Source organism: Pseudoalteromonas sp. SR45-4 (assembly GCF_014163535.1).
GTDB lineage: Bacteria > Pseudomonadota > Gammaproteobacteria > Enterobacterales > Alteromonadaceae > Pseudoalteromonas > Pseudoalteromonas nigrifaciens.
Map to the genome: position 1 here is coordinate 22,747 of NZ_JACJDO010000035.1, position 18,955 is coordinate 41,701.

Here is an 18,955-nt window from a genome sequence, read left to right on the forward strand (position 1 = left end):
TGTCTAATTAATTATTAAAAACTAAAAAAGCCACAATTTTTAATTGTGGCTTTTTTGTGCAAACTGTAATGGGGGTTTACAGTTTTTTATAGGTACTAAACAGTCTCACAAACTATGCCACAATAGTTAAAACTGCTCGTCGTATTGACTAATGTGCTTGTACACACCTGTGGTGGTATTTGTGGTAATAAATTCAATGTTGTATTTATGAAATGCATCGCCCATTTCCATACCTGGTGTGCCTAGTGGCATTGCGGGTACGGTTAAACCGATAATATGCGCTGGGTGTTTTTCCGATAAAAATTGTTTAATAAACTTAGCCGGTACGTGGCCTTCAAACACAAAACCGTTGGCCGACACAGCTGTATGGCATGAGCGCTGGTTAGGCTTTATTTGATATTGCGATTTTATTAATCCCATATCGTCTGCATCAATGGCTTTTGTATTAATGTCGCTTTGATGTATATGCTCAATCCAGCCTTTGCAACAGCCACAGTTTTTATCTTTATAAACAGTAAGCTTTAACTCCTGTTTTTTGGGACTATCGGCTGAGCTAGTTGCTTTATGTACTTGCGGTGATTGCTCAGAGCACGCCCCCATAAGAGGCAGTGCTAGTGCTAAAAGCACGCTTGAGGTGATTTTAATTATACGCATAATTAACGCCTTAATTTGACCAATGAATATGAGTTATTTTCCAGCCTGAATCGGTATTTTTTAAGGTGATTGACTCCATACCTGTGGCGCTTATTTCTTTACCTTTATAGTTGCCATGGTTTTTGCTTCTTGATACCGAGTAAGCCATATCACCATTAATAAACACTTGGTGCTCTAATAGGTCGCTGTTAATTGCACTTAGGTATTTCATGTCAGCTAACATGTGGTGGTTAGCGTATTCATCGGCTGAGCGCTCAACGCCGCCACCTTCAAAAATAATTACATCATCGGCTAGTAATTGTCGAGCAGTTACTTTATCGCCTTGCTTAAGCGCAGTATGAAACGAGCTAACAACTTTTGCTGCAGCACTGCTTACATTAACAAATAAAGCTGATTTTTTTGCGTGCTCTTCATCACCATGCGCGTTTACAGTAAAAGAGCTTGTTGCAGTAAGTAACAGCGCTGAGATCAATCCAAATTTAGGGTGTTTTATTAACATGTTTTTCTCTTTATAAGATAAATTATACGGGCGGCCCAACGAGCGTGGTAAATACACTGGTGGTTAGCAATACACACACGGCAATAACCATTTCAACAGAAATAGAACGCTTTAAAGTAACAACATGATGTTGCTGTGTAATTTGCGGAACTAAACGTAGTTTATGCCAAGCACCCAGTAGTAACATAGCACTCACTAACAACAGTTTTAACATTATTAGCTGGCCATAATTTGAAGTAAATAATACAGAAAATGAATTTAAGTATTGCCATAATATGGTTATACCAGATATGAGCAGTACCGCTATGATAATAATTGCTAGCTGTCCAAAGCGTTCCATTAAATGCTTTATCGTATTTAACGATAGCAGTTGGCAACTTTTATAAAGAGGCCATAGTGAGCCAATCCAACTAGCAATGGCAATTAAATGCAGTGTTAATATACTTTTAATTAATAGGCCTTTTTCGGCGCTGTGGCCGGTTAAGGTAAAGCTATAGGTAAGGATAATAAGTGCGAATAGTGTAATAAAAAAATTAGCCACGTTAGCTGAGTTTGAATGGGTGCGCCAAGTGCACACCGCAAACAAGGCAATTATAAATGCAGGCACTCTCATACTTACCTGCTCACCAATTACTGATTGCCAAATTATATCCAGCATGAAGGGGTCTATCATGCCAGCAAAACCAGATTCAGCCATGGCCCCCGCTTCAATTGGTATTTGTAATATTGCACCAATAAAGCCCACCATAACAAGGGTGATTTGCCAGCGCTTTAAATACCGATTAAAACAGCTTAATTGTGTATCTGGCGTTGTACTCTCATTATTAAGTAAGCGCATTAGCAAGCAGCCCGCAAGGGCTGCAATAGCTAAATAGCTTACTATTTTTAATAATAGTAACAGCACTGACCAATCACTTAATTGCATTATATGACTACCTAATGATTATGTTGTTTATGGCTAGCCGCCATGTTTTTCATTTTAGAATGTGTGTCGCTGCTGTGTAATATAAAGTCAAAATTGCCTGACATTTTATGGCCATCGCCACCAAGCGCTATCCATTTAACTGTGTAATTACCTTTTTCAAGCTTGGGTAACGGCCAGCTAAAGTTACTATTAGCTTTTGCACTGGGTTTAAAGTTAAAATCTACTTGCTTGTTTGCAGCATCACTTAAGAGTACTTTGGCAAGTTGTACTTCGCCGCTAAACGTTAACGTAAGTTGCTCTGGACTTTGCATTAGCATCGCACTATTTTGTGGTGTTGATTGCTTTAGCGAAATATGAGCTGATGCCGAAAAGCTTACAGCTAAGCCTAAAATTGCCGCAATAGTTATAAATTTCATAATTACCTCTTATTTTTAAATATTAAAACCAAAATTTTATACCGGCAACAAACTCAGTATCGTTGCTGCTTTGCTCGTTTAGCTTGGCGTAATCTGCTGTGGTACCAAATTTATTAGTCCACTCTACACCTACATAAGGTGCAAATTGGCGAGTAAATTCATAACGAACCCTAACGCCAATAGCAGTACTAGATAGCCCACTGCCTAGCTCATTTTGTTCATCGTCTTTACCATAAAATGTTATTTCAGCACGAGGCTGTATAATGAGCCTTTGTGTTAAAAGCAGCTCATATTCAGCTTCTGCTGTAAATGCTGTGTTTCCGCTCTCACCTACATACGCTGTCATATCAAGCTCAAACCAATAAGGTGCTAAGCCTTGAATACCAAACGCTAACCATTGACGGTTTTTGCCCTCTTTATAATAATCGTAGCGAATACCAACTTGCGTATCCCAGTAAGCCGAAATTGCATGGCCCCATAAAATATCAGTCTGATTTTCTTCAAGCTTGCCATCACTAACATCACCCTCGGTTTTTATCACTAATCGATTAAAGGTGGTGCCGTACCAAGCTTGTAAATCGAAAACAGCAGCATCGGCTTGTTCGTTATACTCAAGGCGATCACCTAAAATAGCGTAAAACTTATGCTCATCCGCAAGGGTTAAGCGCTCGCCATCAGCTAAAGCATATGGCCCTTGCGTTAAGGTTGTGCCATTAGCATAAGCGTGTGGATCGCGAGCATTTTTAGGGGCATCGCCGCCTTGCGGCTGCATTTTATCGCCCGCCATATCGCCAGACATGTCGCCCATTTCAGTTTGAGCAAACACATGCAGGCTCAATAACGGTGCGCTAATTAATAGTGCACTAGTAAGTACTGTTGATAAGGTTAAATTTCTCATGATACAACCACCTCTCTAAACATACCTGCATCCATATGAAACAGTAAATGACAATGCCAAGCCCAACGACCAACATCATGTGGCGTAGTTAAAAAGCTAATTCTTTGGGCGGGCTGTACCATTATGGTGTGGCGGCGAACTAACACATCACCTTGATCGTTCTCCAAGTCGCTCCACATACCATGTAAATGCATAGGGTGTGTCATCATGGTATCGTTTTGTAAAATAACTCGTACCCGCTGATTATGCTTCATATGCACAGGGGTACTTTTACCAAACTCTAAGCCATCAAAAGACCAGCTGTAGCGTTCCATGTTGCCGGTTAAATGCAGCTCAATTTCGGCTTCGGGTGCTTGGTGGTCAACTATGCCATCAAGGGAGCGTAAATCTGCAAGTGTTAAAACACGACGGCCGTTATTGCGCAGCCCAATACCAGGATCGTCTAAGTTTGTGCGTGGCGTATCAACGCGCATATCAACTGAGGCGCCATATTCTGTTTTAGCGTGGCGAACTTTCTGACTTGGAACAGCCAGTGGGTTTTTACCCATATTATGCTTACTATGGTCCATTGCCATTGCACCGTGGTCCATTGTGCTATGATCCATTGCCCCCTGATCCATACTGGTTTTGTCCATGCTAGCGTGGCCCATAGCGCTGTGATCCATTCCAGGCATAGCAGAGTGATCCATATTGCCCATCATATCCCGCATTGCTAACCACTCAACGGGGTCAAGTGCAGGCACTGGCGCATCAATATTAGCAGCGACAGACAAAGTCCCTTTGGCATAACCTGAGCGGTCCATGCTTTGTGCAAAAATTGTGTATGCGTCATTCTTAGGCTCAATAACCACATCGTAGGTTTCACCTGGACCAAAGCGAAACTCATCTACGGTAACGGGTTCAACATTTTGTCCATCTGCTTGTACCACAGTTAATTTTAACTCTGGGATACGTACATCAAAAAAGGTATTACTTGAGCCATTAATAAATCTTAAACGTACTTTTTCGCCCGCTTTAAACAGCCCACGCCAATTAGCCATTGGCGCAGTACCATTCATTAAATAGGTCATTGCCGAAGCCGATAAATCAGCTAAATCGGTTGGACTCATTCGCATCTGGTTCCACATTTCACGTCGTTGAAGTGCATTAGCAACGCCGCTTGTTGCTACGTCATCAAAAAACTCAGGTACAGTGGGCTGATTAAAGTTAAACACATCCCCCTGAATTTTTAATTTACGGAATAACTCCATAGGATCATCATCAGTCCAATCAGAGAGTTGAATAATATGTTCATTATCTGCGCTGATAACATCTTGCTCACGAGGCTCAATAATTAACGCCCCATACATACCGGTCATTTCTTGAAAGCCACTGTGTGAGTGATACCAATAAGTACCGCTTTGTTGTAACTTAAATTTATAAACAAACGTTTCGCCAGGCATAATGCCTTTAAAGCTAATGCCCGGTACACCATCCATTTGATACGGTAAAATAATTCCGTGCCAGTGAATAGAGCTAGGTACCGCTAAATTGTTGGTAACGCGAATGGTCACATCGTCACCTTCTTTAAGGCGTAATGTTGGCGCGGGAATAGAGCCATTAATGGTGGTTGCCATACGCACTACACCGGTAAAGTTTACCGGGGACTCATCAATAACCAGGTCAATAACTTTACCGCTCAACTCAGGCACAGTACCTGTTAATGTTGATGCCGCTAAAGATGATGCTGCATGTAAAACAGTTGGAAAAGCTGCCAGCACACCGCCTGCAATTAATCCTTGAACAAAACGCCTACGTGGCTTTGAAATGTGCTGTAATGACTCTTTAAAACCCATTTTATTACACCTGAATAGCAAAATATGCATTGAGTATAATATTTAAACCTGACATCGACATGACGCGAACATTACAAAGTTGTAATCTTAATGTCATGTTGCTGTTGTAGCGCATATGGCATAGTGCTGTTTAAGTGATAACTAAAATTATAATAAAAGTAACAAAGGAATTATATGCGCTTACTAATCGTTGAAGACGAGATTAAAACCGGTGATTACTTAAAACAGGGCTTAACCGAAGCCGGCTTTCAGGTTTGTTTGGCGCGCAATGGCCTTGACGGTCACCATTTAGCAATGACCGAATTATTTGATGTGATTATATTAGATATAATGTTGCCCGATGTATCTGGCTGGCGAATTTTAGAGTCGGTACGAGAAGCCAAAAACGACACGCCAGTATTATTTTTATCGGCTCGCGATAGTGTTGATGACAGAGTAAAAGGGCTTGAACTTGGCGCAGATGATTACTTAATAAAACCGTTTGCTTTTTCAGAAGTACTTGCCCGCGTACGTACGCTTATTCGCCGTGGTGGCGTGCAAAAAGTGGCCGACATACTCACAATTGCAGACTTAGAAATGGATATACCAAAGCGTAAAATACAGCGAGCAGGCAAGCGTATTTTGCTCAGTAATAAAGAGTTTAGCTTATTAGAGCTACTACTGCGCCGAGAAGGCGAAGTGCTATCTCGCTCACTTATAGCGTCGCAAGTATGGGATATGAACTTTGAAAGTGATACCAATGTAATAGATGTTGCGATTAGACGCCTGCGGGGCAAGGTTGACGATGAGTATAGTATTAAACTTATTCATACAGTGCGCGGTATGGGCTATAAATTAGAGGTCGAAAATGCCCAAAATTAACGCTCGACCAATGTCGTTGACCATGCGGGTGGTATTGTTTATTGCTGTTACTGTAATAGCCTGTTTAACCTTAGTCGCGTCATTAATTAACTCCTCCATTGAGCATCACTTTATTGAGCAAGACAGTGGCGAGTTAAAGGTTATTAGCCAGTCAGTTGCAGCTGTTTTAGCCCAGCAGCATAGCTCAAGTGAACCTTTAGGGCAGGCATTATCTAAAGCTGTGGCAGGGCACCATGGTGTTTATTATCAAGTAAATAGCCAGCAAGGAGCCTTAATTTACCAAAGCTCAGGTCGCGATTTTACTAAGCAGATTATGAGTGCGCCATCGGCGCTTGGTTTTAATCGCGATAACATAGTGCATTGGCAAGCCAATGATCATACCTATCGCGCATTAGTTAGCGACTTTAACGTGCAGCAACAGCATTATAAAATTACCGCCGCCATTGATATGAGTTTTCATAAACATTTTTTGCGCCAATTTAAACAAAGCCTATGGGTGATTATGTTTGGCTCAGCTGTGCTCATTTTACTCGTTGCTTGGTTTGCGGTACATCAAGGGTTAAATCCACTGCGTGGCTTAAGCAAAAAAATATATGACATTCAAACCCATAAAATGGATGTTAGGTTAGATGAAAGTAAAGTGCCAATTGAGCTGGTGAATATGGTGCATTCATTTAATGCCATGCTGGATAGATTACAAGATGAGTTTATGCGTTTATCAAATTTTTCTACCGATATAGCCCACGAACTGCGGACCCCGCTTACTAATATTATTACTCAAACACAAGTTGGCTTAACAAAACAGCGCGACCTTGTGCAATACCAAGAACTGTTGTTTTCAAACCTTGAAGAACTAGAGCGACTAACAAAAATGGTGAGTGATATGCTGTGGTTGGCAAAAACTCAAAATGGACTGATAAAAGCACAACAACAAGTATTACAAAGTGATGAAGAAATAGACGCGTTACTAGAATACTTTGATGCGGTAGCAGAAGATGCCAATATTACCTTTATTAAACAAGGTAGTAATGTTGAGTTTTATTGTGAACAATTACACTTTAGGCAGTTGCTATCTAATTTATTATCAAATGCGATTAGGTATACCCCAGCAGGCGAATCGATAACTATTAGTAGTGAGCGCACTGGAAATGATCAAGTGTGTATTGCGGTTACCAACCCAGGCGAAAAAATAGCAGCAGAGCATTTACCCTATTTATTTGACCGATTTTATCGAGCCGATAAATCAAGGCAGCGACAAGGCAACGGCGCGGGTTTAGGGCTTGCGATAGTAAAAGCGCTAGTTACAGCAAATGGGGGCAACATAGTGGTAACCTCAAACGCGAACACTCGCTTTAAGGTGTTTTTTAAACACGTTAAAAGTTAAGCTTAATCCTTTTATTAGCACAGTGCCTATAGCGTAAAATGCAGTGTTAATTTGTGGCTTTTGTGCAAACTGTAATGGGGGTTTACAGTTTGCATAAGCAAAAAACGAAAGTAACCTGCGGTTAGTTTTGTTTAACAAACCACGCAGTTGTAAATTAATCAGCCTAGGGAATCTGTTACTTTGTGTTTATTGTTCATTTTCTGTCTTTATTTTTTGCACTAAAAAGTCTACTGCCGCTTTTACTTTAGGTACTAAGTAGCGCTGTTTTTGATACAACAAATACACAGCCATATTAGCATTTTGAGTTATAGCTAACTCATGTTCAAAGTGAAGTTGTTGCAACTTACCTGAGTCAATATAAGGGGCTAACGCCCACCGAGTCGACATTAAAATACCTTCACCGTTGCACGCTTTTTTTGCTAGCCACGATCCGCTATTAGAAATAGCCACAGCAGGGCCAGATACATCATGCCATTGGCCGTCCATATTACATAACCAAGGCGTTGGCCCCGTTGGCGCTTTAAAATAAAGGCCATTATGCTGCTTTAGTTCCATCGCATTGTTAGGTGTTCCGTGTTTTTTTAAATAACAAGGTGATGCCACCGGAATAAAGCCATTGTCCATTAACCTTATTGCTAGTACTCGCTCATTGGGTGCGTAACCACCGCGAATAGCAATATCAACATCGTCGCGTCCGAGTGTCGATAGCTGATCAGTTAAACTAACATCCAGCACTATTTCAGGGTATAAGGCGCTAAATTCATCTAGCAAAGGTAATAATATTTGCTCACCAAACCCCACCATAGAGCTAATACGTAAACGCCCCATTGGCGTTGTTTGATAACTGCGTACGGTTTCATTACTTTGTTCTAGTTGACTCAAAATTTGCTGTATATCGTTATAATAAATTTGCCCTACTTCTGTTAATTTAACGAGTCGGGTTGAGCGTTTTAACAGCGTAGCGCCTAAGCTTTTTTCTAAATCTGCAACGCGCCTTGATAACGACGACGGCGGCACGTTAAAAGTACTGGCTGCTTTGGTAAAGCTGCCAGTTTCGACTACTTTACTAAAATACCTAATTGCACGTAGTTGATCCAACGAGCTGCTCCATTTGTTGTTTTTAACTCAACTTTAAAATTGCCCTTGGGAATAACAAGGCTTTGAAAAGGACGTTGCTCATAAAAAGCTGAAATAAAATTAATATTTTACTAAACGCAGGAGTAAGGAAAGCATTAATCCCTGGCTTTTTAAATGCAAAATTTAAGCAGAAAAACGCCCTCAAATTATCATAAAGCAGGCTCTAAAATTTATGTATTTATGATAGATTAATTTGTTTAAAAGTGACAATTATTCTATCAAAACAATGGGTAGCTTATCTGATTTTCCAGCTGTTTTTACTAAAATGATACTGTTGAAGAGTGTCAATTAAACTCGTTAGTACAGGCCCCGATTGATGGCTTCGAGAAATTAAGCATCCTACAGGCGTTAACCACCCATTGTACTCATGGGTAACAGGCAATGCGACAATATGGCCTTGGTTTATCTGCTCTTTTACTGATAGCTCAGGTACGTTTGCCCACCCCATGCCCGCATGAACTAACTCAACCAGTGTTTGGTGAGTGTTGGCATACCACAACATAGAGCTAATACCGTAACTAAACCATAACTCTTTATGTTCAGCACTGCGATGTACACATTGTCTATAACGTTTTAAATCAGAGCCTTGCACTTTAGCTAGTTTGGCTAATTCGTGGGTCGATGATGCTACGGTTAAAAAGCGTGCTTGCCCTAGCAAGAAAAAATCCATATCCACCTTTAACTCACCGTCGGCATAAACAATACCGGCTTGCGCCCTACCCGAACGAACGAGTTGTTCTACATCAAAGGTTGAGGTGGTGATGATATCAAAGTGAGTTATTGGGTATTTATCGGCAAGCGGCATGAGAATATTTAAAAAGTCTGGGCTCATTACACTCTCATCAACAGCAATAACCATTTCATGCTCATGCTCTTTTGCTAGCGATTCTATTGTTTGATCAAAATACTTTTGTTGATGCAAAATAGACTTTGCAATTGGCAGCAAGGTTTTGCCGTTATCAGTTAATACCGGAGTGTTTTTATCACGATTGAACAGCTCTTGATTAATGGCTATTTCAAGGTTTGCAATGGCTTGACTTACCCCCGATTGAGCACGCTTTAATTTACGAGCAGCAGCTGAAAAAGATCCGGTGTCGCATACAGTGATAAATACTTTCAATTGCTCGAAGCTATACATGGTGTGTCTGAGAGTTACAGGTATTTGGCTCAGATTATCACTATTCGTGATAGCTGTTAACTTTATCTGTTTTGATTGACTGTCATAATCGCCGCTTAATAATTTCGTTATCCTTTTTTATCACCTTAGTGTTAATTGCCTAGTGTTAATCACTTAATTTTAAAGTAAGACCTTTATTGGAGAAATATAACAATGAGAGCTGTAGAGCGTGTGTTTCACTCTGTGTCATTTGAAGTAATAGCAGTAACTTTATCGATTGCCGGTTTAGCTGCTTTTACTGAGCACGATATCGCTGCATTATCAGGAACTATGATAGTTATTGCGAGTGTCGCCATGGTTTGGAATTATGCTTTTAATTGGGTTTTTGATCTTTATGTTAAAGGAGATAAAACTAAGCGTACTTTTTCAATGCGGCTATTTCACGTTACCTTATTTGAAGCGGGTTTACTGGTGTTAACTATTCCAATTATGGCTTATTTATTATCGGTGAGCTTATGGAATGCTTTTTTAATGGATTTAGGCGTGACTATTTTTATTACTATTTATGCTTTTTTATTTAACTTGAGTTACGACCATATTAGAGCCGCAGTAATTCAGCGCCGAGCTTGTAATAACCAAGTTTAGCCTGTTGGCATAACTTTGCTGAGTTCGCCTGTTTTACTTAATTTAACGTAAATTATTACCAACAAAAATAACTTCTTTAGCTGGGGTTCCCTATTAAAAAATGTAAATAGGGAGCGCTAGTACCGCCACTACTTCCTTGCCAAATAGTTTTCTATTTTTGTCTTAAAAGCAAAAGTGATTAGCATTTACCCCTATATATAAGCAAATTAAAACCAGTAATAATGTGTTTAGCTTAAATAGCCCAGTCGCAGTGTATTAAGCACTGAGGCATTAATTGCATTTTAGGTAATTAAAAAGTCCCTTCACGTTAATGATGGAAAATTTATTATGATTACTTTGCACGGTTTTGCTGCTAGCAACTATTACAACCTAGTAAAACATGTACTTTTATATAAAGAACTGCCATTTAAAGAGCACCTTATTTACGGCGGTAGTGACGAGTTACTGGCAATGAGTCCTGCGGGTAAAGTGCCAGTTATAACAACATCTCAGGGCGTTAATATTTCAGAGTCGAGTGTTATTTGCGACTATATTGAAGAGTCATACCCAGATATTCCGCTTTATCCAAAAAATAGCACCGAGCGTGCAGCAGTGCGCCAAATTATGAAAATAGCAGAGCTGTACTTTGAACTGCCAAGCAGACGCCTTATACCGTATGCGTTTAGTGGTACAAACGCGCCAGAATCGCTTAAAAATGAGGTACGCCAAGTGTTAACCCTTGGTGTTACCGCCTTGAGTCGCTTGTGTAAGTTTTCACCTTGGATTACGGGTGAGCAGTTTACTATGGCAGATATTTACGTTTATCACGTAAACACCATAGTTAACGCTTTTGGTGCCAGCCAACTTAATTGGGATGTACTGGGTGATGTACCGGGAATGAAACAGTGGAACGACACCATGCGCCAATCTGCTATTGCGCAAAAAGTAGAGGTAGATCGGCTCGCAAACATGCCCGAGTTTATGCAAAAGGTCACAGCGCAAATTCAAGCAGCTAATGCTTAGCTATAAAGCAGCCAATTCATTAACCTTATTGGTTTAACTAATTTAATAATGTGCAGGAGCAAATCCCGATGACAGACAAAAATATCCAACTTACTTCAACAATCAGCGAAGACAACACACTAACGCTTGCCTTACAAAACATCGACATGCCACAACCAAGTGCCGATGAAGTGGTTATTCGCATTGAAGCTGCGCCATTAAACCCATCTGATTTAGCGGTTATGTTCAGCGCCGCTGACATGTCTACAGCAACGCAATCGGGTACTGGGCAAAGCCCAGCTATTACAGCTAATGTGCCAGCTAAGTTTATGCCAGCGCTCAAAACACGTGTTAATAAAGCAACGCCTGTAGGTAATGAAGGTGCCGGTACTGTAGTTGCTGCGGGCTCATCGCCAGCGGCACAAGCATTAATGGGTAAAATGGTTGCTGTAATTGGCGGCGGAACGTACCGTCAATATCACTGCGTTAATGTACAAAGTTGCTTAGAGTTAAAAGAAGGCACTACCGCTAAGCAAGGCGCATCGTCTTTTGTTAACCCGCTTACAGCACTAGCTATGGTAGAAACCATGCGCGCCGAAGGCCATAAAGCTATTATTCATGCGGCGGCGGCATCTAGCCTTGGGCAAATGTTAAACCGTATTTGTATTGCCGACGGTATTGATTTAGTTAATATTGTACGCAAAACAGAGCAAGAAACACTGTTACGTAACATGGGCGCAAAGTATGTGGTTAATTCTAGTAGTGAGTCGTTTTTTGAGGATTTAACCGCAGCAATTATTGCCACTGGTGCCACAATTGCGTTTGATCCAATTGGCGGTGGCCAACTAACCAGCGACATTCTTAACTGTATGGAAGCTGCTATAACTCGCGACGTAGAAGAGTATAGCGTGTATGGCTCAGATACTTTCAAGCAAGTTTATATTTATGGCGCACTTGATCGCGGCCCTATTACGCTAAATCGTAATTTTGGCTTTGCTTGGGGCGTAAATGGGTTTTTATTATTTAATGCGCTTGGTAAATTAGGCACGAATACGGTAGTGGCAATGCGTAAACGTATAGCCGATGAAATTACTACCACATTTGCCAGTAATTACACCCATGAAGTGTCGTTGTCTGAGGCGCTACAATTAGCATCAATAGCGGCTTACTCTAAACAAGCCACAGGCGAAAAATACTTAATTACACCGCAAAGCTAATTAAAACTCAGCAATAACTAATTAGTTTTTTAATACCTGAATTACAAATAGGTAAAAGCCGATATTGATTGCAGTATCGGCTTTTTATTTATGAATAATAAATATTATAAGGTGAGAATAGCAGGCTGCTATAGCCGCTCAGCTTAGTGTTTTACATAAAAACGACCGGAGAAGCCGCATTATTTAAAATAGACACCACACTCCATGCTGCAATAGCATAATCGCCCGATTTAATTGTTAAATCTAAAGCTACTTGTTCACCTTTAACTTCAATTCTGTAGTCATCTCCAGCAAAGTTAGGCACAGCATCAATATTAAATTTAGTTGCTTTTGGCCCCGCACTTGCTAGCGAAGTTGCATAAATAACATTAAAAACATAAGGAAAAATATCAATAATTTCCTTAGCTGTTCCGCTAAAAACTCTTTCTGGCTCAGTTATGTTCATTAAGCCCTCTTTGTTAAAAGGGGTTCGAGCAATAAAACCAGGTGATTTTTTAGATGTTATTGTTACATCAATCGGTGTTGAACTCATAAATGAAGCGGTTTGAAGCAGGTTAAAGCCACCTGTTGCACCACCGGCAATGTATATTTTAGTATTATTTTTTAATGCTACTGCTATGGCTCTTTGGTACAAAGCTACATCTGCAAATGCTGCCGTAGATAAAACAATTAAGTGCGAGCCAGCGGCTAATATTTTTTCACAATAATCGGTTACAGATACCGCCGATGCAGCTTCGGCTACAAACTCAGGCTTTAAAGCCATAAACGCATCAATATCTGTGCATGGTGTACAGTTAAAGTAATCAGCAAATTGTTTGGTTCTAATTGGGTTTCTGCCTAATACCGCAACTAGCTCGTAACCAGCAAGAGAGCCACTTTTTACAGCCTGAGCAATAGTTTGGCTTAAATAGCCACACCCTATTAGTGCTAACTTCTTCTTCATTTTTACTATTCCTATTTAATTATTTACCGAAACGTCCTTACTGTGTGTGGTTTTAAGCGTTAATAGCTCAGCCTTAGTACAATTACCCCTATAAAAGCGGTCGTTAGCCCTAACAGCTCTTGGCGAGTAAACGACTCTTTTAAAATAATGCGCGAGTACAAAAGAATTATTAAAATATTCATTCCAGAAATAGCAGAAACCAGCCCTGTATTGCCAATTGCAAAAGCCGATATTATTGCAACCATGCCAGCCACATTCGTCAATCCAATAAGTAACCCACAAGAAAACGTTTTTACTGGCGACCAATTAGGCCGAGAGTCATTTGTGTCACTGGCCTGTTTTTTGTTACTTACTAACCAACTAATAGCAAAAAGCAAACTACCAAAACCAAACATAGAGGTGAGCGTAGCGAACGTATCGGCCTCCAGCAAAGTAGACTGCTTACCTAGTAAGTCATTAAACGAAAAGAATAATGCAGCCAGTAACCCCCATTGCGCCCCTTGTAAATTAGTAAACGAAATATCATTAGAGTAGCGAATAATATAAAGCCCACCAAAAATAATAAAAAAGCCAATTAGCTGCAGCGTTGTTAAGGTTTCTTGCCATAATAAAAAGGCAAAAACCAACACAAATAAAGGAGTTAAACCCGACAAAATACTAATAAGCGAAGCCTTTCCAACCGAAAAACCTTTATGCAAAAAAGCATTCGCGGCAAAAGAGCCAAAACCCAGCGCTAAGCCAACAGCAATATCAGCCCAGCCATACCACTTTTGATTTAACAAGGTTACACCCAAAATACTGATTATAAATCCGACAAAAAACACACCGAATAATAATAAGTTTCGATCAATTTTTTTCTGGGATGTCCATTGATACATTATTCCTCGTGCGCCAAAAAAAACCGTGGCGAGTAATGCAAAAATTATCCACATAATTAAATGATTCCTTTATAAATTAGAATGAAGTAGTCGCTCTAAGAAATGTTGCCATTAAATTGCATAGCCAACATGATCCCTTGCACCATTCTTAGCTTAAAATTGATAAGGTAATAAAGGCTTACAAAAACACCATATAAGAAAGTCGCAATATAAATAGTTTTAAGCTGTTAAACAGGCAAGGCAGCCAATTTTTATTTAACGACAGAGTATTGCCTGCTATTTAATTAAACGATTAATAAAATACTAGCCTAGTATATTCACCTTAATTGATTTTATAAATAAGCATAAGCGGCACAGTAAATCCCATAAATGGTATTTAAAGGTGGGTATTTGGTTTGTAAGTAGTAAAATAGCACCCATTAGCGGGTAGATTTGTGAAAATATGGATAGCTTACGTTTGCACTGCCAGTTACTTATACGTTCACGTAATACGTAAACAAGTAGTTTTCAATTAAAAATTAGCCCCGCAGTGCCAATTGTAGGTCGGATAAGCGAAGCGCCATCCGACACAGTAAAATATCTTGCCAATTTATTATCAACATTTTAAGTTGTCGAGTGGCTGGAAAGTGCGTGAAGCAGCCATTCCGTTATAACTCGTTTCTGCCCCAAAACGTGTTAAAGCAATTATTCTATAGGTCGGCTTTGAGCGATAACCGGACACTGAAAAAGTTAAATTTATTCCTGTGTTTTAAGTAGAAATCTAATTTTGTCCAATAACATTATTAAACGCCGTTTTGGGGCAAAATAACATGCTTAATTCCTAGCTGTTTTAATTACTTGTTTACAAAGGTAATTATTGGTGAAATTATCAGGGTATGTAATATACGCCGTTTCGGTGTGTTATAAACCACCAAAATGGTGTTCAATAAGCTGTTAGCTGTTTTGCTATGTTCTAGGCTTTTTTCAAATAAAAACATCGACTTTCTTTTTGTCGGTTAACAATAAAGCAGCCTTTTCTTGATATAAATCAAAAGTATCGTCTGATATAAATTTATCAAACGTATTAATTATTTCTTTCATGTAAGAGGCTCTTACTTGATAAGTCTGACGTTCAGGATATTCTTTAGCAAGTCCATCTAATTTCTCTGAACTATTAGAAAAATACTCCATAACATTAATTTTTTTATCAGGATCTACATCCCCTCCACCATAAGAAAGGATCCTAAGTTTAGACTCTAAACTATTCATATCTTCTCTTTTTTTGGATATTATGGGGTTTCCTGACTTACCTAATCTAACTGGTTCATCACTATCGTATTTTTGTGTGTATTCTCGTTCCATTTCATTCACATTTTTAACAATACTATGAAGTTCTTTTATACTCATATTAGAAAAGTTGAGCTCTTCTTTTTTAAATACTTTTTCATATGCACTTCCCTCAATTAATGATGAATCAAAAGCATTATTGTCTTTTTTTTCTTTAACTTTAGGATCAAGGTGAGTTGTGTTTATATTAATTTTTAAGCCACTTTCGCTTGTTTTAGTAGAAAAGCTTTTTATTTTTTCATCATCACTGTTTGTAAAAATAGATATTTTACTTTCAAATAGAGTAGGTAGTAGATTGGTGCTGATTTTCATAAAAATCCTTTTTCATATGTCGTTTTCTTTTATCGACATAATTTTATAAAACTTAAGCTTTTATTTTAGATTGTTTTCTATTAACGACTCATAGGGCTGAGTCGTTAATAGAAAGTTTAACTAGCCACCAGATCTTACTTCATAAGTAATTCCACCATAAGTAGATCCAGTTGTTGTTTTATTTTCAACTTCCCAATAATAAGTGCCTGCATTAAAGATAGAAGTGGAAACTGCTACGCTATATCCGCCAGCAACTCTATCTCCATTGCTATCAACCAAAGTCACTTTGAAATCATGTCCGTCATAGTTTCTTAAAATTGCAAAACCGTATCTACGGCAATTACCACCATCATAAGTAAAGCTTGCAATAGTTCGAGTCTGCTCCAATTTAAGACTAGTGTATCTAGTGTAAATTGTAGGGCTACAACGTTCATATTCACTGGTTGTTTGCTCATTTTTAGCTGCTTCTTCAAAATCAAGAATAGAATTCAATGATGCAACTTGATCATGTTGCTCTTGTACTTGAATCGAAGATGACTCTGTAACCGAAGTATCAGCACTGATTGCATTGAAAGAAAAACTTGCAGCAGCAACAACAAACATTGTTGCAGGGAGTAAATGTGAATATTTCATAACTTAAAATCCTTTATTGAGTTAGTTTACAAAAAGCTATACTTTATGATAACTATATTTGACTATTATCAAAAGTACTCTCATAATGTTTTTATCAAAACATCTTAAAGTATACGATAAAAAAATGTCAAAAATTGGATACGCGAGAGTAAGCTCAACAGGTCAAAGTTTAGAAGTGCAACTTGATAAGTTAAATCAAGTTGGCTGCGATAAAATTTATCATGAAAAGCAAAGTGGTAAAACAGCGGCTCGACCAGAGTTTCAAAAGTGCATGAATTATCTTCGGGAAGGGGACACTTTTGTTATCACCAGATTAGACCGTCTTGCGCGTTCCGTTATTCACTTATCACAAGTTGCGGAGCGCTTTCAGGCAGAAAATATTGATCTAGTAGTAATTGACCAAGCAATTGATACATCTACTCCCACTGGAAGGTTAATGTTTAACATGTTAGCAGCCATTGCCGAATTTGAAACTGATTTACGCTCTGAGCGGCAACTAGAGGGTATTGCTAAAGCTAAAGAGCACGGCGTTAAATTTGGTCGACCAACAAAAAGAACCGATGAAATAGATTTAGAAATTTATAATAAAAGGAAAGAAGGTGTACCCATTGGTCAATTGGCAAAAGATTATGACTTGGGTTCGGCTACGATTTATAGAATATTGAATGATGTATTTGAAAAAGTATCAACTGAAGCAACAAAATTATCGCTAGGCTAGATCTCATTCATTCGAGATTTAAATGAATACTTAATTATCCCCTTATTTAATCGGCAATAGTTTGCCGTTATTAAACCATACTATTTCCCATTTGCCGCTTCTGTTGGCTAAAATCACTGACATTTCTACCTCGATGTGTACTTTCGTGCTTATACCACTTTCATTAATTAAGTGATCTATTTTAGGCGGAGGAAAATCATTAAACACAAGGCTTTTTTACATAACTAGCTGTTCTAATAATTAAATAAATAACGCAGTAGTTAGTGGTTTTAACCCATATAAATGATCACTTAGTTTGTGAGATTAGTATTAATACTTCTAAAAAACCTGTTGCAAATAACAGGTTTCGATTTGTTGGCCTGCTACTTGCTCTGATATAAGCATTGTCGTTGCAATATTTAATAAGGGAGCAAATATGCAAATTACTAATACACCGTATGTTAATCATGCTGAGTCAGCCCAACATAGCGCGTTAAGCACAAGAATAAATGATGGACAGGCTACTAACACAACCAAGAAAACCGAAACAGACACCGTTTCAATCAGCTCTGCCGGTCGCAATGCTGAAGCTAAATGGCAAGAAATTGCAAATAAATACGATATGACCAATATTTCTGGAAATGAAGTAATGGGAATGGCTAAAGAGCTTTATGACAATAAGTTAATTTCTAGCGGTCAAATGCTTGATATGTATACACCACCAAGTATTGATTTTAATTTAGATGAAAAAGTTAATTATGTAGCTCACGTGACTAAGGAATTGGAAAGCCTAAAATTACATAGTGACGGGTCAGCTCAAATGAGAAATGCAATTGAAGCTAAGTCTAGAGTGTTTGATATTGTAAAACTTATTGGTTAAATACCCATGTTCGTGTGTCATTGTGAACATGGGTTGTGCTCTAATTCTTGTGTGTTAATTATTGAACGAAAACAGAATCACTCCAAAAACCAAATGGTGATGCTATCGAATTTGCTGAAACATTAACAGTACCACTTATATTTGATGCGCCAAAAAAATCGAATTGATGGAGGAATCCAGTAACTGTTTGGCCTGCACTACAAGTACTTAGGTTTGCTCCACATCTAGGAGTGCTAGATGTGGCAGATACACTAGAACCTGCAAACGTTGCGTTGTTTGTATTACCGTAACCGAACTGAAATACATAAACTCTAACTTGGCCACCGCCATGATTTTGAGTGGTTGAGAACTGATTAGCTGATACAGGGTCTATATTAGGATAGGAAACCGATTGTACGGCTCCAATTTCGAAATAAGTAATTCCTTGTGCGGCAGCTCTTGTACTGACACTTGTGGCTAGCGTTTGGTTAGCTAATGTCGACTCGAAGTCTATTTGATAGCCGTTTGGTGTGGTGAGTTTAATGATTGAAGGTTGCGTAAAGGCTTGCTCATGAATAACAAACGGGATCACCTGTTGCTTTTTAACCCTTACCGTTTCGTCAGAAAGGCGTTTACGCCAAACATAGAAAGTCGATGCGTTAATGTTGTTATCACGACAAAATTGAATGATGGCTAAACCACTCGATTTTTGCTGCTCAAAAATGCCTTGCCAGTGTT

General features: G+C 38.9%; 20 protein-coding genes. 7 read left to right on the forward strand and 13 right to left on the reverse strand.

The window, feature by feature from the left end:
- Positions 1-126: 126 nt before the first annotated feature.
- The 6 genes from H5058_RS13930 to H5058_RS13955 are packed head-to-tail and all read right to left on the reverse strand — an operon-like array spanning position 127 to position 5,227.
- The gene (locus H5058_RS13930) at positions 127-654 is read right to left on the reverse strand and encodes a DUF411 domain-containing protein (RefSeq protein WP_182678669.1); all 528 of its coding nucleotides are present in this window, start codon (positions 652-654) and stop codon (positions 127-129) included.
- 10 nt (positions 655-664) lie between these two features.
- A complete protein-coding gene (locus H5058_RS13935; protein ID WP_182678671.1) occupies positions 665-1,153 on the reverse strand; it encodes a DUF4440 domain-containing protein in 489 nt (162 codons plus the stop codon).
- Between the two features lie 22 nt (positions 1,154-1,175).
- A complete protein-coding gene (locus H5058_RS13940) occupies positions 1,176-2,078 on the reverse strand; it encodes a copper resistance D family protein (protein WP_182678673.1) in 903 nt (300 codons plus the stop codon).
- 11 nt (positions 2,079-2,089) lie between these two features.
- A complete protein-coding gene (locus H5058_RS13945) occupies positions 2,090-2,494 on the reverse strand; it encodes a copper resistance CopC family protein (protein WP_182678674.1) in 405 nt (134 codons plus the stop codon).
- Between the two features lie 22 nt (positions 2,495-2,516).
- Positions 2,517-3,392 (reverse strand): copper resistance protein B, encoded by an 876-nt coding sequence (locus tag H5058_RS13950; protein WP_182678676.1) that lies wholly within the window; start codon positions 3,390-3,392, stop codon positions 2,517-2,519.
- Positions 3,389-5,227, reverse strand: a complete 1,839-nt coding sequence (locus tag H5058_RS13955) for a copper resistance system multicopper oxidase (RefSeq protein ID WP_182678678.1) — start codon at positions 5,225-5,227, stop codon at positions 3,389-3,391. Before H5058_RS13955 ends, H5058_RS13950 begins: the two co-directional genes overlap by 4 nt.
- A gap of 174 nt (positions 5,228-5,401) precedes the next feature.
- On the opposite strand from H5058_RS13955, the gene H5058_RS13960 reads away from it, so the two are divergent.
- Together H5058_RS13960 and H5058_RS13965 are read left to right on the forward strand one after the other, a co-directional pair.
- On the forward strand, positions 5,402-6,088 hold the full coding sequence (locus H5058_RS13960) for a heavy metal response regulator transcription factor (RefSeq protein ID WP_086998455.1): 687 nt from the start codon (positions 5,402-5,404) through the stop codon (positions 6,086-6,088).
- Positions 6,075-7,472, forward strand: a complete 1,398-nt coding sequence (locus H5058_RS13965; RefSeq protein ID WP_089369003.1) for a heavy metal sensor histidine kinase — start codon at positions 6,075-6,077, stop codon at positions 7,470-7,472. Before H5058_RS13960 ends, H5058_RS13965 begins: the two co-directional genes overlap by 14 nt.
- A gap of 186 nt (positions 7,473-7,658) precedes the next feature.
- On the opposite strand, the gene H5058_RS13970 is transcribed toward H5058_RS13965, so the two are convergent.
- Together H5058_RS13970 and H5058_RS13975 are read right to left on the reverse strand one after the other, a co-directional pair.
- Positions 7,659-8,570, reverse strand: coding sequence for a LysR family transcriptional regulator (locus H5058_RS13970; protein ID WP_011329657.1), 912 nt, complete (start codon positions 8,568-8,570; stop codon positions 7,659-7,661).
- A gap of 274 nt (positions 8,571-8,844) precedes the next feature.
- Positions 8,845-9,747 carry a LysR family transcriptional regulator gene (locus tag H5058_RS13975; RefSeq protein ID WP_011329658.1) on the reverse strand — a complete coding sequence of 301 codons (903 nt, stop codon included), beginning with the start codon at positions 9,745-9,747 and terminating at the stop codon, positions 8,845-8,847.
- Positions 9,748-9,939: 192 nt separating this feature from the next.
- On the opposite strand from H5058_RS13975, the gene H5058_RS13980 reads away from it, so the two are divergent.
- The 3 genes from H5058_RS13980 (at position 9,940) to H5058_RS13990 (ending at position 12,569) form a co-directional block, all read left to right on the forward strand.
- Positions 9,940-10,371, forward strand: coding sequence for a PACE efflux transporter (locus H5058_RS13980; RefSeq protein WP_182678680.1), 432 nt, complete (start codon positions 9,940-9,942; stop codon positions 10,369-10,371).
- Positions 10,372-10,698: 327 nt separating this feature from the next.
- Positions 10,699-11,373 carry a glutathione S-transferase family protein gene (locus H5058_RS13985; protein WP_182678682.1) on the forward strand — a complete coding sequence of 225 codons (675 nt, stop codon included), beginning with the start codon at positions 10,699-10,701 and terminating at the stop codon, positions 11,371-11,373.
- A gap of 68 nt (positions 11,374-11,441) precedes the next feature.
- Positions 11,442-12,569 (forward strand): zinc-binding dehydrogenase, encoded by a 1,128-nt coding sequence (locus tag H5058_RS13990; protein WP_179807984.1) that lies wholly within the window; start codon positions 11,442-11,444, stop codon positions 12,567-12,569.
- Positions 12,570-12,720: 151 nt separating this feature from the next.
- On the opposite strand, the gene H5058_RS13995 is transcribed toward H5058_RS13990, so the two are convergent.
- The 4 genes from H5058_RS13995 to H5058_RS14010 form a co-directional block, all read right to left on the reverse strand.
- Complete coding sequence (locus tag H5058_RS13995; RefSeq protein WP_179807983.1) at positions 12,721-13,512, reverse strand: aspartate dehydrogenase domain-containing protein; 792 nt, start codon at positions 13,510-13,512, stop codon at positions 12,721-12,723.
- Between the two features lie 59 nt (positions 13,513-13,571).
- Positions 13,572-14,444, reverse strand: a complete 873-nt coding sequence (locus H5058_RS14000) for a DMT family transporter (protein WP_182678684.1) — start codon at positions 14,442-14,444, stop codon at positions 13,572-13,574.
- 909 nt (positions 14,445-15,353) lie between these two features.
- Positions 15,354-16,028 (reverse strand): hypothetical protein, encoded by a 675-nt coding sequence (locus H5058_RS14005; protein WP_013463096.1) that lies wholly within the window; start codon positions 16,026-16,028, stop codon positions 15,354-15,356.
- Positions 16,029-16,148: 120 nt separating this feature from the next.
- Positions 16,149-16,661: a hypothetical protein gene (locus tag H5058_RS14010; RefSeq protein WP_024604506.1), complete on the reverse strand. Its 513-nt coding sequence runs from the start codon at positions 16,659-16,661 to the stop codon at positions 16,149-16,151.
- An 85-nt stretch (positions 16,662-16,746) separates the two neighbouring features.
- Here H5058_RS14010 and H5058_RS14015 point away from each other — a divergent pair, with 85 nt between their 5' ends.
- Entirely contained in the window at positions 16,747-17,379 is a 633-nt protein-coding gene (locus H5058_RS14015; protein ID WP_263972598.1) for a recombinase family protein, read from the forward strand.
- A gap of 415 nt (positions 17,380-17,794) precedes the next feature.
- A complete protein-coding gene (locus tag H5058_RS14020) occupies positions 17,795-18,238 on the forward strand; it encodes a hypothetical protein (protein WP_024604508.1) in 444 nt (147 codons plus the stop codon).
- A 58-nt stretch (positions 18,239-18,296) separates the two neighbouring features.
- On the opposite strand, the gene tnpA is transcribed toward H5058_RS14020, so the two are convergent.
- On the reverse strand, positions 18,297-18,955 hold a 659-nt coding region (gene tnpA / locus H5058_RS18520), incomplete at its 5' end, for an IS66 family insertion sequence element accessory protein TnpA (RefSeq protein ID WP_259398636.1).

What these genes read in the sequence shown, in the direction of transcription:
- H5058_RS14005 (WP_013463096.1), bottom strand. Translation starts at nt 16,028, where the DNA reads ATGAAAATCAGCACCAATCTACTACCTACTCTATTTGAAAGTAAAATA.
- H5058_RS14010 (WP_024604506.1), bottom strand. Translation starts at nt 16,661, where the DNA reads ATGAAATATTCACATTTACTCCCTGCAACAATGTTTGTTGTTGCTGCT.
- H5058_RS14020 (WP_024604508.1), top strand. Translation starts at nt 17,795, where the DNA reads ATGCAAATTACTAATACACCGTATGTTAATCATGCTGAGTCAGCCCAA.
- H5058_RS13945 (WP_182678674.1), bottom strand. Translation starts at nt 2,494, where the DNA reads ATGAAATTTATAACTATTGCGGCAATTTTAGGCTTAGCTGTAAGCTTT.
- H5058_RS14000 (WP_182678684.1), bottom strand. Translation starts at nt 14,444, where the DNA reads ATGTGGATAATTTTTGCATTACTCGCCACGGTTTTTTTTGGCGCACGA.
- H5058_RS13985 (WP_182678682.1), top strand. Translation starts at nt 10,699, where the DNA reads ATGATTACTTTGCACGGTTTTGCTGCTAGCAACTATTACAACCTAGTA.
- H5058_RS13995 (WP_179807983.1), bottom strand. Translation starts at nt 13,512, where the DNA reads ATGAAGAAGAAGTTAGCACTAATAGGGTGTGGCTATTTAAGCCAAACT.
- H5058_RS13930 (WP_182678669.1), bottom strand. Translation starts at nt 654, where the DNA reads ATGCGTATAATTAAAATCACCTCAAGCGTGCTTTTAGCACTAGCACTG.
- H5058_RS14015 (WP_263972598.1), top strand. Translation starts at nt 16,747, where the DNA reads ATGTTTTTATCAAAACATCTTAAAGTATACGATAAAAAAATGTCAAAA.
- H5058_RS13960 (WP_086998455.1), top strand. Translation starts at nt 5,402, where the DNA reads ATGCGCTTACTAATCGTTGAAGACGAGATTAAAACCGGTGATTACTTA.
- H5058_RS13975 (WP_011329658.1), bottom strand. Translation starts at nt 9,747, where the DNA reads ATGTATAGCTTCGAGCAATTGAAAGTATTTATCACTGTATGCGACACC.
- H5058_RS13950 (WP_182678676.1), bottom strand. Translation starts at nt 3,392, where the DNA reads ATGAGAAATTTAACCTTATCAACAGTACTTACTAGTGCACTATTAATT.
- H5058_RS13940 (WP_182678673.1), bottom strand. Translation starts at nt 2,078, where the DNA reads ATGCAATTAAGTGATTGGTCAGTGCTGTTACTATTATTAAAAATAGTA.
- H5058_RS13935 (WP_182678671.1), bottom strand. Translation starts at nt 1,153, where the DNA reads ATGTTAATAAAACACCCTAAATTTGGATTGATCTCAGCGCTGTTACTT.
- H5058_RS13955 (WP_182678678.1), bottom strand. Translation starts at nt 5,227, where the DNA reads ATGGGTTTTAAAGAGTCATTACAGCACATTTCAAAGCCACGTAGGCGT.
- H5058_RS13990 (WP_179807984.1), top strand. Translation starts at nt 11,442, where the DNA reads ATGACAGACAAAAATATCCAACTTACTTCAACAATCAGCGAAGACAAC.
- H5058_RS13980 (WP_182678680.1), top strand. Translation starts at nt 9,940, where the DNA reads ATGAGAGCTGTAGAGCGTGTGTTTCACTCTGTGTCATTTGAAGTAATA.
- H5058_RS13965 (WP_089369003.1), top strand. Translation starts at nt 6,075, where the DNA reads ATGCCCAAAATTAACGCTCGACCAATGTCGTTGACCATGCGGGTGGTA.